Consider the following 16,415-nt stretch of genomic DNA (forward strand, 5'->3'; position numbering starts at 1 on the left):
CGCAGCCCAACGGGAGCAAGCTCCCTCGCCACAAAAGCAATCTCGCCAGGCTAGGGGTTATTCGAAGCCTACCCGATTCCGCCCATTGTGCTTGGCCAGGTACAACCCCTTGTCCGCCGCCGAGATCAGTTGCCGGCAATCGCCACCTTGCTGCGGCGTGACGGTCGAGACGCCAATGCTGATGGTCAGGTTCTCGCCGCCGTCAGGCATGGTATGGGGGATTTTCAGGGCGACGACGCCCTGGCGCAGTTTCTCGGCCATTAGCCGGGCGCCGCCCGGCGAGGTGCCGGGCAGGACCAGGGCGAACTCCTCGCCGCCGTAACGGGCTGGCAAGTCGGAGGGACGGCTGCACGCCTCGCGGATCGCCGTGGCGACCTTGCGCAGCGCTTCGTCGCCCTCCAAGTGGCCGAAGTTGTCGTTGTAGGCCTTGAAGTAGTCCACATCGATCATCAGCAGCGACAGTTGGCTCTGGTCGCGCATCGCCCTGCGCCATTCCAGTTCCAGGTATTCGTCGAAGTGCCGGCGATTGGACAGGCCGGTCAGGCCGTCGGAGTTCATCAAGCGTTGCAGCACCAGGTTGGTGTCGAGCAGTTGCTGCTGGCTGACCCGCAGTGCCCGATAGGCCGCGTCGCGTTGCAACAGCATCATGTAGGAACGCGAGTGATAGCGGATGCGCGCCACCAGTTCGATGTTGTCCGGCAACTTGACCAGGTAGTCGTTGGCCCCGGCGGCGAACGCCGCGCTCTTGACCAGCGGGTCCTCCTTGGTGGACAGGACAATGATCGGGATATCACGGGTGGCCGGATGGTTACGGTACTCGCGCACCAGGCTCAGGCCATCCAGGCCGGGCATCACCAGGTCCTGGAGAATCACCGTCGGCTTGATGCGAACCGCATGGGCGATGGCCTGGTGAGGGTCGGAGCAGAAGTGGAAGTCGATGTTGTCTTCATTCGACAGCCCGCGCCGCACCGCCTCGCCAATCATCGCCTGGTCGTCAACGAGCAAGACCATGGCGGCGTTCTCTTCGCGCTTGAATTCGTCGAGCTGCAGATCATTCATGGTGGCTTACCTGAGTACGGCCTGAGGCAACGCGGGCGGAATTCTTCATGGGGTAAAAATCTCCAACAACCGTGGCGCGATAGCGTCCAGGGCGACGGTCACATAGCCCTGCTGGCGCATGAGTTTAAGCCCTTGTGCACCGTCGCGGCCCATGCCGGTGAGCAATACGCCCACCGCGTCACCGCTCCAGTACTGGGCAACACTTTCAAAAAACACGTCGATGGAGGGCCGGTAGATCTCGTTCACCGGCTCGGCGGTATAGGCCAGGGTGCCGTCCTTCAACAAACGCAGATGATGGTTGGTCCCGGCCAGCAACACCGTACCACTTTGCGGCGTCTCGCCGTGCCGGGCCAGGCGCACCGTGTGGCCCGACACGCTGCCCAGCCACTCGGCCATGCCTGCAGCGAACACCTCGTCCACATGCTGGACCAGCACGATGGCCGGGGCAAAGTGACGCGGCAGCGCCTTGAGCAGCACTTCCAGCGCCGCCGGCCCGCCCGCCGACGACCCGATGGCCACCAGGCTCTTGCGCGACACTGCCGCACGCTGCGCCGCCGGCGCGGGGCGCTCATGCTTGTTGCGCTCACCGATCAGCCAGCCGATGTTGGTGATCTTGCGCAGCAGCGGTGCCGCCGCGTCCGCCGGATTACCGACACCCAGGGCCGGGGTATCGACCACATCCAGCGCGCCATGGCCCATGGCCTCGAACACTCGGTGGACATTCTGCTGGCTGTCCCCGGTGACAATCACGATCGCGCAGGGGCTGTCGGCCATGATCCGCCGGGTGGCCTCCACACCATCCATGATCGGCATGAGCAAATCCATCAGGATCAGGTCCGGGGTGTACTCGGCGCAACGCTGCACCGCCTCGGCCCCGTTGGCGGCCACCCAGACCAGTTGGTGCGCCGGCTCGAACGCCAGGGCCCGGCGCAGGGCCTCGACCGCCAGGGGCATGTCATTGACGATGGCGATCTTCAAGCGCGCGCCCCTCCGATCAATTCGACCACGGCATCAAGCAAGGCGTCGTCATGGAAACTCGCCTTGGCCAAATAATAGTCGGCACCGGCGTCGAGGCCACGGCGGCGATCTTCTTCACGATCCTTGTAGGACACCACCATCACCGGCAGCGATTGCAGCCGGTTGTCACGCCGCAACAGCGACACCAGCTCAATGCCGTCCATGCGCGGCATGTCGATGTCTGTGATCAGCAAGTCGAAATCCTCCGAGCGCAATGCATTCCAGCCATCCATGCCATCCACCGCCACCGCCACGTCATAGCCGCGATTGAGCAACAACTTGCGTTGCAGCTCGCGCACGGTCAGGGAATCGTCCACCACCAGGATCCGCTTGCGCGGGGCCTGGGCCTGGTTCTGCCGGGCAATGCGCTCCAAGCGTCCGGTATCGAGCAACTTGTCCACCGAACGCAGCAGGTCTTCGACATCGACAATCAACACCACGGAGCCGTCGTCGAGCAAGGCCCCGGCGGAAATGTCCTGGACCTTGCCCAGGCGTTCGTCCAGGGGCAGGACCACCAGGGTTCGCTCGCCGATGAAGCGCTCCACCGCCACGCCGTAGATCGTCTCGCGCTCGCGGATCACCACGACCTTGAGGGTTTGGCTGCTGCCTTGCGTCGCCGGGCGATTGAGCAACTGGCTGGCGGCGACCAAGCCGATATGCCGGCCTTCGTGCCAGAAATGCTGGCGGCCTTCGACCTGAACGATGTCTTCCGGCGCCAGGTCGCACATGCGTTCGATGTGGGCCAGGGGAAAGGCGTACGCTTCATCGCCGACTTCCACCACCAGGCTGCGCACCACCGACAGCGTCAGCGGCACCTCAAGATGGAAACGACTGCCCTCGCCCGCCGTCTGCTCCAGTACCACCGCGCCGCGCAGTTGCCGGACCATGTGCTGGACCGCGTCCAGGCCGACGCCGCGCCCGGACACTTCGGTGACCTTGTCGCGCAAGCTGAAACCGGGCAAGAACAGGAAAGTCAGCAGTTCCTCTTCGCTCAGGCTGGCGGCGGTTTGCTCAGGGGAAAGGCCGCGCTCGACGATGCTGCGGCGCACCCGTTCCAGGTCTACCCCGGCACCATCGTCCGCCAATTCCAGGACCAGCAGGCCAGCCTGATGGGAGGCGCGCAGACGAATCACGCCTTCGGCAGGCTTGCCGGCCAGTATCCGTTGTTCCGGGGGTTCGATGCCGTGGTCCACGGCGTTGCGCAGCAAGTGGGTCAGTGGCGCTTCAAGCTTTTCCAGCACATCGCGGTCGACCTGGGTTTTCTCGCCTTCAATCTCCAGGCGCACCTGTTTGCCCAGGCTGCGGCCCAGGTCACGGACCATGCGAGCCTGACCCGAAAGCACATCGGCGAACGGGCGCATGCGGCAGGCCAGCGCCGTGTCGTACAGCACCTGCGCCCGCTGACTGGCTTGCCAGGCGAACTCATCCAGCTCGGCGGTTTTCTGCGCCAGCATTTGCTGGGTTTCGGCGAGCAAACGGCGGGCATCGCCAAGGGCTTCCTGGGCTTGCAGGCTCAGGGCATGGTCCTTGAGGTGTACATTCAACTCTTCAAGGGCGCGCAAACCGGTGCTTTGCTGGCGCTTGAGCCGCTGCATCGTCGCCAGCCAGGGCTTGAGGCGCTGGGTCTCCACCAGGGACTTGCTCGACAGATCGAGCAAGCTGTTGAGGCGTTCGGCCGTGACCCGCAAGACCCGCTCGCCGCCTTCGGTGACCCGTTTGTGCTTGGGGGCCGGCTCCGTTGCCGGGGGCGGTTCCACTTCCGTCAGCTCGATGCGTAGCGGCTCGACCGCTGTCTCGACGCTTGGTACGACTACTGCCGGGGCCTGTGGCGCGTTGGGATCAAGCAGCCGCCCCATCAACGCCACATAGGCGTCGATATCCGGGGCACCGACGCTGTTGCCCGGGGTGGCGATGCGCATCAGCAGGTCAGTACCTTGCAGCAAGGCATCGATGTGTTCAGCGCCCAGCACCAGGCGCTGCTCCTGGGCGCTGACCAGGCAATCTTCCATCACATGGGCCACGCTGACCCCAGCGTCCACCCCGACAATACGTGCCGCGCCCTTGAGGGAATGCGCCGCGCGCATGCACGACTCCAGGTAATCGGCCTGGGTCGGATCGCGCTCCAGGGCCAGCAGGCCGGCACTCAGTACCTGGACCTGGGCTTCGGCTTCCAGGCTGAACAGCTCCAGCAACGAGGCGTCGCGCATCTGGTCAGGGGTCATGACAGGCTCCGAGCCACGGCGGACAGCAGTTGTTCTTCATCCAGCCAGCGCAGGCTACGGCCCTTGAAGGGCAGCACACCACGGGTGTACTTGCCCGTCGATTGCGAAGCGCTCGCCAGGACGCGTTCATCGATGGCGTGGATGCCGTCGACCTCATCCACCGGCACTACCACCGGCCCGCCCTTGGCCGCGACAATCAACATGCGCGGCATCACCCGCGCGCCGGAAACCACCGCCGCGCCGGGTTCCAGATCCAACAGCTCCACCAGCGACAGGCAGGCCACCAGCGCCCCGCGTACATTCGCCACCCCCAACAAGGCCCGCGAGCGCTGGTGAGGCAAGGAATGGATCGGCTGCAACGGCGCCACTTCCACCAGGCTGCGCGTCGTCAGGCCCAGCCATTCCTCGCCGAGGCGGAACATCAGCAGCGAGCGCGTGACCACATCGGTGTCCGCAGGGGCAAGAGACAGATCCCGCTGATCCTGAGGCAAGGCATAACGGTCGAGCAACCGGGTGGCGGCCGCCGAATACACCGAGCAATTGCGGCAGTGAATATGCTCGACCAACAACGGGCAGGATTTGTCGCCATGCACGCCGATGCGATTCCAGCAGTCGTCGATAGCCTGGGCATCGTCATGGGTAACGGTGTAAGAAGCCGAACCGCTCATCGTTTGTGCTCACTGTCTGCCGCGCGCCCGCTACGGGCGGCGCGTTCCTGCAATCGACGGGCTCCGGCCGCGTCTCCCTGGGAAGCCAGCAGCGCCGCCAGATGCACCAGGGCCTCGGCGTGTTGCGGTTCAAGATAAAGCGCCTTGCGATAAAAACCCTGGGCTTCAAGGGCGCTGCCAGCCATGTCGCTGAGCAGGCCCAACCAATAGAACACCTGGGCGTTTGGCGCGTGGCTGCGCAAGTAGGCCTCGCAAGCCACGCGGGCCTCGGCGCTTTTGCCACCGTTGGCCAGGGCAGCAATATTGGCCAGCAAGGCCGCAGCGTCACTGCTTTTGGGTTCGGCAATCGGCGTCACGCTTGCCGCAAACGGCCGCGGCCGAATCACCGGCGGGACAACGCGGGGCGGTGGCTGACGAACCGGCAGCGGGGTCGGCATCAAGGCCGGCAACGGTTGCGGCTCGGGTGCCCCCTGGCGGCTGAAGGCGAACGATTGGGCGATCCCGATCGAGCGCATGCCCAATCGGCCCAGCAAGCTGCCCTCGGCGGGGCCGATAAACAGCACACCGTCCTGATGGGTCAGGCGCTTGAGCACCTCGAACACCTGCTGCTGGGTCGGTTGGTCGAAATAGATCAGCAGGTTGCGACAGAACACAAAGTCGTAAGGTGCCTCGTTCACCAACAAGGCCGGATCCAGCAGGTTGCCCACTTGCAAACGCACCTGTTCGCATACCCGCTCGCTGAGGCGGTAGCCCTCGTCTTCGGCGTCGAAGTACCGCTCGCGAAAACCCAGCTCCGCACCACGGAAGGAATTCCTGCCGTAACGCGCTTCCTTGGCCCGCGCCACCGACAGCGGGCTGACATCCAGGCCGTCCACCTTGAACTGATGCGGTCCCAGGCCTGCGTCGAGCAAGGCCATGGCAATCGAATAAGGTTCTTCGCCGGTGGAACACGGCAAGCTGAGGATGCGCAGCGCGCGCAGGTGCTTGATCTCGGCCAGGCGCTTGACGGCCAGCCTGGCGAGGGTGGCGAAGGATTCAGGGTAGCGAAAGAACCAGGTCTCCGGGACGATTACCGCTTCGATCAGCGCTTGCTGCTCCTGGGCCGAATACTGCAGGCCCTGCCAATATTCATCGGCGGTTCGCCCGGGCACGGCACCGATGCGCTGACGCACGGCTCGCTCAATGATCGCGGTGCCGACGGAGGTCACATCCAGGCCGATGCGCTCCTTGAGAAAATCGAAAAAACGCTGGTCGTTGTTCATGGCGTTGCCTCGAGGTCGTCGAGGTTCAGCGGCGGCGCAGGAAACAGCAGCGCCCGAACCGACTCATCGAGCAGGTCATTGACCCGCACCCATTGCAGCAACCCCTGGGCATCTTCGCGTACCGGGCCGAGGTACGGCGCCTGCCGGTTGTCCAGGCCATAGGGTTTGAAATCGGCCGGGTCACAGCGCATGGTGTCGGTCGCCTGCTCAAGGATCAGGCCCAGCACCTGTCCCGTTTGTTGCGCGTCGCCCTGATAGCGCACCAGCACCAGTCGCGTACTGGTCCGGGCCTCGGCGCTCTGGCCAAAGGTCAGGGCGCACAGGTCGATCACCGGCACCACCGTGCCACGCCAGGCAAACACCCCCGCCACCCAGGACGGCGCCCGGGCGATCGGTTTGAGGGGCAGGCGCGGCAGCACTTCCACCACATCGATGGCCTGCAGGGCGTAACGTTCGTTGCCGATGCAGAACACCAGGAACAACGACTGGCGGGCCGTCGGTGCGGCGCCACGCCGGGTCTCGAGTTCGCCCATCAGACTTTGAAACGCGAGACGCCGCTGCGCAGCCCTACGGCTACCTGGCTCAGTTCGTCGATGGCGGAACTGGCCTGGCGCAGGGACTCCACGGTCTGGCTGCTGGCATCGCCCAGTTGCACCAGGGCGTGGTTGATCTGCTCGGCACCGGTGGCCTGGGCCTGCATGCCTTCGTTGACCATCAACACCCGCGGTGCCAGGGCCTGGACCTGATGGATGATCTGCGATAGCTGCTCACCCACCTGTTGCACTTCGGCCATGCCTCGGCGCACTTCTTCGGAGAACTTGTCCATGCCCATCACGCCGGCCGATACCGCGGACTGGATCTCGCGCACCATCTGCTCGATGTCATAGGTCGCCACGGCGGTCTGGTCGGCCAGGCGTCGTACTTCAGTGGCGACCACGGCGAAACCACGACCATACTCACCGGCCTTTTCGGCCTCGATGGCCGCATTGAGGGACAACAGGTTGGTCTGGTCGGCCACTTTGACGATGGTCACCACCACTTGGTTGATATTGCCGGCCTTCTCGTTGAGGATCGCCAGCTTGGCGTTCACCAGATCGGCGGCACCCATCACCGAATGCATGGTTTCCTCCATGCGCGCCAGGCCTTGCTGGCCAGAGCCAGCGGCCACCGAGGCCTGGTCGGCGGCGGTGGACACTTCAGTCATGGTGCGCACCAGGTCTCGGGAGGTGGCGGCGATTTCCCGGGAGGTCGCGCCGATCTCAGTGGTGGTGGCGGCGGTTTCGGTGGCCGTGGCCTGTTGCTGGCGCGAGGTCGCAGCGATCTCGGTGACCGAGGTGGTGACCTGCACGGAAGAGCGCTGGGCCTGGGACACCAGTGAGGTCAGCTCGGCCATCATGTCGTTGAAGCCGGTTTCCACGGCACCGAATTCGTCTTTGCGCGCCAGGTTCAGGCGCCCGCTCAGGTCGCCGCTGCGCATGACCTCGAGGATCTCGACGATGCGGTTCATCGGCCCCATGATCGCCCGCATCAGTAACAGGCCACAGAGTACGGCGACGACCAGCGCGACCAGTAACGACAGGCCCATGGCGATCTTGGCCGCCGTTACCGCGTCGCCAATGGTCTGGGTGGCACTTTGCGCCAGTTCGCGATTGCGCTCGATGATCTGGTTCAAGTGCCCGCGGCCGTCGAGCCACGCCTTGGTCAGCTCTGTGTTCAACGCCAGTCGCGCCCCTTCGTAATCCTTGCGCTGATACAGGTCCAGGACCTTCGCCAAGGCCTTGTTGAAATCCTGGTGATTGACTTCGAACTCGTCGAAAGAGACTTGGTCGGCCGGGTCCTGGATCAGTTTCTGATAGTTCTGTATTTCTTCGCGCAGGTGCTGCTCGAAGCCCTGGTAGCGGGCCTTGTCCTCGGCGGTGATTTCCCGGTTGCCCGAAAGGCCGACGATTTGCTGGGTCAAGACGTAGCTGTCCACCCAGCCACCGCGAATCATGGAGCTGTAATACACCCCAGGCACCGCATCGACCCGGACGTTTTCTTCACTGTCCTCGATCTTCAACAACCGTGAATACGAGACAACCACCATCAACAGCATGATGGCGATGATCACCGCAAAACTCGCCAGGATGCGTTGGCGCAATGTCCAATTCTTCACAGTAAAACCTCGGGCACTTGAAAATGCTGGGGAGTATAGCCGAGGGTTGCGTGGTGACTTAAGGGCGGCGTGGTGCGAAGGCAAGGTTCATTAATCGTCCAGGGCCAGATGAGAGCCCTGTGGCGAGGGAGCTTGCTCCCGCTGGCGTGTGGAGCACGTCCAAACGGACCGACGCGGTATGAGCTGACCCACCGCATCGGCTGGTTTGGGGCGGCTGCGCCACCCAGCGGGAGCAAGCTCCCTCGCCACAGGGGTTGCGCCCTTCTGTGGGAGCCTGCTCGCGATGGCGGTGGATCAGGGAATAGCGCTGGGGCTGTTCTAGGCGGTCGCCTGGCGCACCTGTTTTTCCAGTTCCACTTTCAACCCCGGCTCCAATTTGAGTTGGCGCGCCAGTTCATCGAGGTAGGACTTCTCCATGAAGTTTTCCTCGTCCACCAGCATTACGCTGGCGATGTACATTTCTGCCGCCATCTCCGGGGTGCTGGCGGCGCGGGCGACGTCGGTGGGGTCCAGGGGCTTGTTGAGTTCGGCGTGCAGCCAGTGTTGCAGTTCCTGGTCGTTGTCGAGCTTGGTGAACTCGCCTTCGATCAACTGCCGCTCGCGCTCGTCCACATGGCCGTCGGCCTTGGCCGCCGCCACCAGCGCCTTGAGGATCGCCTGGCTGTGCTGCTCGACCTGCGCCGGAGGTACACGGTCGAGGGTCTGCGGTTCGGATTTCGGCGCGGTGCCTTGCTGGGCCTGCCAGTTGCCGTAGGCCTTGTAGGCGATCACGCCCAAGGCTGCGAGGCCGCCATAAGCCAAGGCCTTGCCGCCGAAGCTGCGGGCTTTCTTGTTGCCCAGCAAAAGGCCCATGGCGCCGGCGGCCAGTGCCCCGCCGCCCGCGCCGGAAAGCATCCCGCCCAGGTTGCCGGAGCCGCCGAGCAATCCACCCAGACCGCCGGATGACTTGCCTTGGGACCCGCCAGCCTTGTTCTGCAACATTTCCTGGCCGGACTTGAGAAGCTGATCGAGCAATCCACGGGTGTTCATTTGTTGTCTCCACCTATTCGGGTCAACTTAAGGCCCCCAGCGTAGATCGAAAGTGCCCCGGCGCCGTTGGCGAGATTGCTTCCAGATGTTGCCTGGCTCATTCAAAGACACACTTACCTACCCTTCTAAAAAAACGATATACACTCCAGCACATTGATAAAAATCGCCCACCGGGTATTCGACCATGATGACCCTGCGCCAGATCCGCCATTTCATCGCTGTGGCCGAAACCGGCTCGATCTCCGCCGCTGCGCAAACGGCGTTCATTTCCCAGTCGACCTTGACCCTGGCCATCCAGCAACTGGAGCAGGAAATCGGCGTCAGCCTGTTCAACCGCCACGCCAAAGGCATGACCCTGACCCATCAGGGTCATCAATTCCTGCGCCAGGCCCATTTGATCCTGGCTACGGTCGACAACGCCAAGCGCAGCCTGCAACAGAGCACCGACCAGGTCGCCGGCCAAGTCACCATCGGCGTCACCAGCCTGGTCGCCGGCTATTACCTGGCTGACCTGCTGACCCGTTTCCAGCGCGCCTATCCCAACGTGGAAATCCGGGTGATGGAGGACGAGCGGCCCTACATCGAGCATTTACTGGTCAGCGGCGAAATCGACGTCGGGGTGTTGATCCTGTCCAACCTGGAAGACCGCCATGCCTTGCAGACCGAAGTGCTGACGCATTCACCACACCGCTTGTGGCTGCCGGCGCAGCACCCATTGCTGGAACACGACAGCATCAACCTGGCCGACGTGGCCCGCGAGCCGCTGATCCAGCTGAACGTCGATGAAATGGACCGTAACGCCCAACGCCTGTGGCGCGGTGCCGGCCTGCAACCGAAGATCACCCTGCGTACGGCATCGACCGAAGCGGTGCGCAGCCTGGTGGCGGCGGGGTTGGGCGTGTCGATCCAGCCGGACATGACCTACCGGCCTTGGTCGCTGGAGGGTGACATCATCGAAGCACGACCGATTGCCGACCTCAACCAGACCCTCGACGTCGGCCTGGCCTGGCGCCGGGGCACGGCGCGACCGGCGTCGGTCGACCCGTTCCTGGCCGTCGCCCGGGAACAGCCTCATGGCGGGCGCAAGCCATCTATTTAATCGAACGCAGCCTTGAGTATTTCGAATTTGTCGGCCTTGAGGCTGAGCACTAGTCTTGCTGCATCACCCCATTCCATTGTGGGAGCGAGCAAGCTCGCCCCCACAGGTTCGGTGTTTCAACCGACATAAAAAGAGAAATCGGACATGGCTGGTATGCAAACCCCGTTGTGCACCGCGTTGCTGATCGACGGGGAACTCGTTCCCGGTGCAGGCATTGTCGAGCCGATTCTCAACCCAGCTACCGGCGAAGTGGTGGCTCATATCGCCGAGGCCAGTACCGAGCAAGTCGAAGCCGCGATCCTCGCCGCCCATCAGGCCTTCGACGGTTGGTCGCGCACCACGCCGCAACAACGCTCGAACCTGCTGCTGGACATCGCCAGCGCCATCGAAAAGAACGCCGATGAGCTGGCCCGCCTCGAATCCCTGAACTGCGGCAAGCCGCTGCACCTGGCGCGCCAGGACGACCTCAATGCGACGGTGGATGTATTCCGTTTCTTCGCTGGCGCCGTGCGCTGCCAGACCGGCCAGCTCAGTGGCGAATACCTGCCCGGCTACACCAGCATGGTGCGCCGCGACCCGATTGGCGTGGTGGCGTCCATCGCACCGTGGAACTATCCGATCATGATGGCCGCGTGGAAAATCGCCCCGGCCCTGGCGGCCGGCAATACGCTGGTGTTCAAGCCGTCGGAACACACACCGCTGTCGATCCTGGCCCTGGCGCCGACACTGGCGCAGATCCTGCCTCGAGGCGTCATCAATATCCTCTGCGGGGGCGGCGAAGGTGTGGGCAGCCATCTGGTCAGCCATCCCAAGGTGCGCATGGTCTCGCTGACCGGCGATATCGTCACCGGGCAGAAGATCCTTCAGGCAGCAGCGAAAACCCTCAAGCGCACGCACTTGGAACTGGGCGGCAAGGCACCAGTGATCGTGTGCAACGACGCCGACATCCAGGCCGTGGTCGAAGGCGTGCGCACCTACGGCTATTACAACGCCGGGCAGGATTGCACCGCGGCGTGCCGGATCTACGCCCAAGGCGCGATTCACGATCGCCTGGTGGCTGAACTCGGTGCGGCGGTCAGCAGCCTGCGCTTTGCCGGCAAGCGCGACGCCGACAACGAGATCGGCCCGCTGATCAGCACCCGCCAGCGCGACCGCGTGGCCAGTTTTGTCGAGCGCGCCCTCGGCCAGCCGCACATCGAACGCATCACTGGCGCGGCAGTGCATTCCGGCGCCGGTTTCTATTACCAACCCACGCTGCTGGCCGGCTGCAAGCAAAGCGATGAAATCGTCCAGCGCGAAGTGTTTGGCCCGGTGGTCACCGTGACCCGCTTCGACGAACTCAGCCAGGCGGTGGACTGGGCCAACGACTCCGAATACGGCCTGGCGTCCTCGGTATGGACGCAAAACCTGGACAAGGCCATGCAGGTCGCGGCGCGCCTGCAATACGGCTGCACCTGGATCAACAGCCATTTCATGCTGGTCAGCGAAATGCCCCACGGCGGCCTGAAACGTTCGGGTTACGGGAAAGACCTGTCCAGCGATTCGCTCCAGGACTACAGCGTGGTGCGCCACATCATGGCCCGCCACGGCCAGCATCTGTAGGTAACAGCACTACTCTAATAACAGGCCTTCAATGGCGCTTCACCCCGTTGAAACACTGCCCCGACCATAATTAAAGCAAGAGGGATTTCCATGTACGCGCACAAGACCGTATTGCTCAGTGCACTCACCACGGCGCTGCTGACCAGCGTCAGCCTCCAGGCCGCCGAACCGCTCAAGGCCGTCGGTGCCGGCGAAGGCCAACTGGATATCGTTGCCTGGCCGGGTTACATCGAACGCGGCGAAAGCGACAAGGCCTACGATTGGGTCACCGGTTTCGAGAAGGAAACCGGTTGCAAGGTCAATGTGAAAACCGCCGCCACCTCCGACGAAATGGTCAGCCTGATGACCAAGGGTGGCTACGACCTGGTCACCGCCTCGGGCGACGCCTCGTTGCGGCTGATTGCCGGCAAGCGTGTGCAGCCGATCAACACCGCGCTGATCTCCAACTGGAAAAACCTCGATCCGCGCCTCAAGGATGCACCGTGGTACGTGGTCAACCAGCAAACCTACGGCACCCCGTACCAGTGGGGCCCGAACGTGCTGATGTACAACACCGACGTGTTCAAGCAGGCGCCCACCAGTTGGAACGTGCTGTTCAGCGCCCAGAACCTGCCCGACGGCAAGCCGAACAAAGGCCGCGTGCAAGCCTACGATGGTCCGATCTACATCGCCGACGCGGCGCTGTACCTCAAGACCGCCAAGCCTGAGTTGGGCATCAAGGACCCGTATCAACTCGACGAGGCGCAGTACAAGGCCGTGCTGGAATTGCTGCGGGCCCAGCAACCGCTGATCCACCGCTACTGGCACGACACCACCGTGCAGATGAGCGATTTCAAGAACGAAGGCGTGGTGGCGTCCGGCGCCTGGCCGTATCAGGTCAACGGGCTGATGAACGAGAAGCAACCGATCGCCTCGACCATTCCCAAAGAAGGTGCCACTGGTTGGGCCGACACCACGATGTTGCACGCCGAGGCCAAGCACCCCAACTGCGCGTACAAGTGGATGGATTGGTCGCTGCAACCGAAAGTCCAGGGTGACGTCGCCGCCTGGTTCGGCTCGTTGCCGGCGGTGCCAGCGGCGTGCAAGGGCAGCGAACTGCTGGGCGCCGAAGGCTGCAAGACCAACGGTTTCGATCAGTTCGACAAGATCGCCTTCTGGAAAACCCCACAGGCCGAGGGCGGCAAGTTCGTGCCGTACAGTCGCTGGACCCAGGACTACATTGCGATCATGGGCGGGCGCTAAGTCCCTCAGTCGGCGAAAAAACCGGAGCTGAGCACCGCTCTTGTGGCGAGGGGATTTATCCCCGCTGGGCTGCGAAGCAGCCCCAAAGCAGGCGATTCAATCTGCCTGATACCCGCAGGTGTCAGGTTTTGGGGGGCTTCGCCCCCAGCGGGGATAAATCCCCTCGCCACAGGTCCGTGCCCGACAATCCAGCCATGACTCAATAGAAGTCGCGCTTTTTGGAGCCCCGCACCATGACGCTTGCAGTCCAATTCACCCAGGTATCCCGTCAGTTCGGCGATGTGAAAGCCGTTGACCGGGTTTGCATCGACATCCAGGACGGCGAGTTCTTTTCCATGCTGGGCCCATCCGGTTCGGGCAAGACCACCTGCCTGCGGCTGATCGCCGGGTTCGAACAACCCAGTGCCGGCTCGATCCGCATCCATGGCGAAGAGGCCACCGGGCTCGCGCCGTACCAGCGCGACGTCAATACGGTTTTCCAGGATTACGCCCTCTTCCCCCATATGAACGTGCGCGACAACGTGGCCTACGGCCTGAAAGTCAAAGGCGTCGCCAAGGCCGAGCGCATCCAGCGCGCCGACGAAGCGCTGGAGATGGTTGCCCTGGGCGGCTACGGCGAACGCAAGCCGGTGCAGCTCTCCGGCGGCCAGCGCCAACGCGTGGCCCTGGCGCGCGCGTTGGTCAATCGCCCACGGGTGTTGCTGCTCGATGAGCCCTTGGGCGCCCTGGACTTGAAGTTGCGTGAACAGATGCAGGGCGAGTTGAAAAAGCTGCAACGCCAGTTGGGCATCACCTTCATTTTCGTCACCCACGACCAGACCGAAGCACTGTCGATGTCCGACCGCGTGGCGGTGTTCAACAAGGGGCGCATCGAACAGGTCGACACCCCACGCAACCTGTACATGAAACCGGCGACCACCTTCGTCGCCGAATTCGTCGGCACCTCCAACGTGATCCGCGGTGAGTTGGCCCGGGAACTGAGCGGTTATCCACAGCCGTTCTCGATTCGCCCGGAACACGTGCGTTTCGCCGAGGGTCCGTTGGCCAGTGGTGAGATCGAAGTCCACGGCCTGCTGCACGACATCCAATATCAGGGCAGCGCCACGCGCTACGAGTTGAAACTTGCCAACGGCCAGACCCTGAACCTCAGCCAGGCCAACACCCAGTGGCTCGACAACACGGCGCAGCACCAGACCGGCCAGCATCTGAGCGTACGCTGGGCGCGGGAGGCGATGGTCGCGCTGCACGACACCGTCAGTGGCGAGGTGTGAGATGAACACCCTGGCCATCGCTCAAACGCCCTCGCCCGGCTCACCGTTGCGACGCTTTTCCAACCTGCTGTACCGGCGCCCCAACCTGTACCTGTCGATGTTGCTGGTGCCGCCACTGATCTGGTTCGGCGCAATCTACCTGGGCTCGCTGCTGACCTTGCTGTGGCAAGGTTTCTACACCTTCGACGACTTCACCATGACGGTCACGCCGGACCTGACCCTGGCGAATTTCACCGCGCTGTTCCAACCGTCGAACTTCGACATCATTTTGCGCACCCTGAGCATGGCGATAGCGGTGTCCATCGCCAGCGCCATCGTCGCGTTCCCGATTGCCTATTACATGGCGCGCTACACCAGTGGCAAGACCAAGGCGTTTTTCTACATCGCGGTGATGCTGCCGATGTGGGCCAGCTATATCGTCAAGGCCTATGCCTGGACACTGCTGCTGGCCAAGGGCGGCGTGGCGCAATGGTTCGTCCAGCACCTGGGCCTGGGGCCGGTATTGCAGTTCGTGCTGGGGATCCCGGGCGTGGGGGGCAGCACCTTGTCCACCTCACACCTGGGGCGTTTTTTGGTGTTCGTCTACATCTGGCTGCCGTTCATGATCCTGCCGATCCAGGCGTCCCTGGAGCGCCTGCCGCCATCGCTGCTGCAAGCCTCTGCCGACCTGGGCGCCAGGCCACACCAGACGTTCATGCAGGTGATCCTGCCGCTGTCGATCCCCGGCATCGCCGCCGGCTCGATCTTCACCTTCTCGCTGACCCTGGGGGATTTCATCGTGCCGCAACTGGTGGGCCCGCCGGGCTACTTCGTCGGCAGCATGGTCTACGCCCAGCAAGGCGCCATCGGCAACATGCCCATGGCCGCGGCGTTCACCCTGGTGCCCATCGTGCTGATCGCGCTGTATTTATCCATCGTCAAGCGACTGGGAGCTTTCGATGCACTCTGACTCTCAAGACCGGGCCTCGTGGGGCTTGCGGATCGCGGCGTGGGGCGGGCTGGTGTTCCTGCACTTCCCAATCCTGATCATCTTCCTCTACGCCTTCAATACCGAGGACGCGGCGTTCAGCTTCCCGCCCAAGGGCCTGACCTTGAAGTGGTTCAGCGTCGCCTTCTCGCGCCCGGATGTACTGGAAGCGATCAAGCTGTCGTTGCAGGTCGCGGCCATCGCCACACTGATCGCCATGGTGCTTGGCACCCTGGCCTCGGCGGCGCTGTACCGCCGGGATTTTTTCGGCAAACAGGGCATTTCGCTGATGCTGATCCTGCCGATTGCCTTGCCGGGCATCATCACCGGTATCGCGCTGCTGGCGACCTTCAAGACCTTGGGCATCGAACCCGGGATGTTCACCATCGTCGTCGGCCATGCAACCTTCTGCGTGGTGATCGTCTACAACAACGTGATCGCCCGCCTGCGCCGCACCTCCCACAGTCTGATCGAGGCTTCGATGGACCTGGGCGCCGACGGCTGGCAGACCTTTCGCTACATCATCCTGCCTAACCTGGGGTCGGCACTGCTGGCCGGCGGGATGTTGGCGTTCGCGCTGTCGTTCGACGAGATCATCGTCACCACCTTCACCGCCGGCCACGAACGCACTTTGCCGCTGTGGCTGCTCAACCAGCTTAGCCGCCCTCGCGATGTGCCGGTGACCAACGTGGTGGCGATGCTGGTGATGATGGTCACGATGTTGCCGATATTGGGCGCGTATTACCTGACCCGTGGCGGTGAGAGCGTGGCCGGTAGCGGCGGGAAATAGTCACGGTGGAACCGGATCCCTTGTGGGAGCGG

Annotated in this window: 14 protein-coding genes; 6 read left to right on the top strand and 8 right to left on the bottom strand. The window is 63.4% G+C overall.

Annotated elements, in window-relative coordinates:
• Positions 1-57: 57 nt before the first annotated feature.
• The 8 genes from BM300_RS25975 to BM300_RS26010 all read right to left on the bottom strand — a co-directional run bounded on the left by BM300_RS25975 (position 58) and on the right by BM300_RS26010 (position 9,412).
• Complete coding sequence (locus BM300_RS25975; protein ID WP_092464389.1) at positions 58-1,059, bottom strand: response regulator; 1,002 nt, start codon at positions 1,057-1,059, stop codon at positions 58-60.
• 45 nt (positions 1,060-1,104) lie between these two features.
• A complete protein-coding gene (locus tag BM300_RS25980) occupies positions 1,105-2,037 on the bottom strand; it encodes a chemotaxis response regulator protein-glutamate methylesterase (RefSeq protein WP_092464391.1) in 933 nt (310 codons plus the stop codon).
• On the bottom strand, positions 2,034-4,298 hold the full coding sequence (locus BM300_RS25985; protein WP_092464393.1) for a hybrid sensor histidine kinase/response regulator: 2,265 nt from the start codon (positions 4,296-4,298) through the stop codon (positions 2,034-2,036). The genes BM300_RS25980 and BM300_RS25985 overlap by 4 nt, the downstream gene beginning before the upstream one ends.
• Entirely contained in the window at positions 4,295-4,966 is a 672-nt protein-coding gene (locus BM300_RS25990) for a chemotaxis protein CheW (RefSeq protein ID WP_092223282.1), read from the bottom strand. The genes BM300_RS25985 and BM300_RS25990 overlap by 4 nt, the downstream gene beginning before the upstream one ends.
• The gene (locus BM300_RS25995) at positions 4,963-6,228 is read right to left on the bottom strand and encodes a CheR family methyltransferase (protein ID WP_092464395.1); all 1,266 of its coding nucleotides are present in this window, start codon (positions 6,226-6,228) and stop codon (positions 4,963-4,965) included. Before BM300_RS25995 ends, BM300_RS25990 begins: the two co-directional genes overlap by 4 nt.
• Entirely contained in the window at positions 6,225-6,761 is a 537-nt protein-coding gene (locus BM300_RS26000; protein ID WP_092143969.1) for a chemotaxis protein CheW, read from the bottom strand. The genes BM300_RS25995 and BM300_RS26000 overlap by 4 nt, the downstream gene beginning before the upstream one ends.
• Positions 6,761-8,383, bottom strand: coding sequence for a methyl-accepting chemotaxis protein (locus BM300_RS26005; protein ID WP_092143966.1), 1,623 nt, complete (start codon positions 8,381-8,383; stop codon positions 6,761-6,763). The genes BM300_RS26000 and BM300_RS26005 overlap by 1 nt, the downstream gene beginning before the upstream one ends.
• Positions 8,384-8,701: 318 nt before the next feature.
• Positions 8,702-9,412: a tellurite resistance TerB family protein gene (locus BM300_RS26010; protein WP_092143963.1), complete on the bottom strand. Its 711-nt coding sequence runs from the start codon at positions 9,410-9,412 to the stop codon at positions 8,702-8,704.
• Between the two features lie 184 nt (positions 9,413-9,596).
• On the opposite strand from BM300_RS26010, the gene BM300_RS26015 reads away from it, so the two are divergent.
• From BM300_RS26015 to BM300_RS26040, 6 genes are all read left to right on the top strand, one after another.
• A complete protein-coding gene (locus tag BM300_RS26015) occupies positions 9,597-10,511 on the top strand; it encodes a LysR family transcriptional regulator (RefSeq protein WP_018611075.1) in 915 nt (304 codons plus the stop codon).
• A gap of 144 nt (positions 10,512-10,655) precedes the next feature.
• The gene (locus BM300_RS26020; protein WP_092464397.1) at positions 10,656-12,113 is read left to right on the top strand and encodes a gamma-aminobutyraldehyde dehydrogenase; all 1,458 of its coding nucleotides are present in this window, start codon (positions 10,656-10,658) and stop codon (positions 12,111-12,113) included.
• Between the two features lie 90 nt (positions 12,114-12,203).
• The gene (gene ydcS, locus BM300_RS26025; protein ID WP_092223288.1) at positions 12,204-13,355 is read left to right on the top strand and encodes a putative ABC transporter substrate-binding protein YdcS; all 1,152 of its coding nucleotides are present in this window, start codon (positions 12,204-12,206) and stop codon (positions 13,353-13,355) included.
• A 233-nt stretch (positions 13,356-13,588) separates the two neighbouring features.
• A complete protein-coding gene (locus BM300_RS26030) occupies positions 13,589-14,626 on the top strand; it encodes an ABC transporter ATP-binding protein (RefSeq protein ID WP_003198125.1) in 1,038 nt (345 codons plus the stop codon).
• 1 nt (position 14,627) lies between these two features.
• Complete coding sequence (locus tag BM300_RS26035; protein WP_092223290.1) at positions 14,628-15,575, top strand: ABC transporter permease; 948 nt, start codon at positions 14,628-14,630, stop codon at positions 15,573-15,575.
• Positions 15,565-16,383: an ABC transporter permease gene (locus BM300_RS26040; RefSeq protein WP_057448389.1), complete on the top strand. Its 819-nt coding sequence runs from the start codon at positions 15,565-15,567 to the stop codon at positions 16,381-16,383. The genes BM300_RS26035 and BM300_RS26040 overlap by 11 nt, the downstream gene beginning before the upstream one ends.
• Positions 16,384-16,415 lie beyond the last annotated feature (32 nt).

It is taken from the genome of Pseudomonas sp. NFACC46-3, assembly GCF_900114515.1.
Lineage (GTDB): Bacteria > Pseudomonadota > Gammaproteobacteria > Pseudomonadales > Pseudomonadaceae > Aquipseudomonas > Aquipseudomonas fluorescens_Q.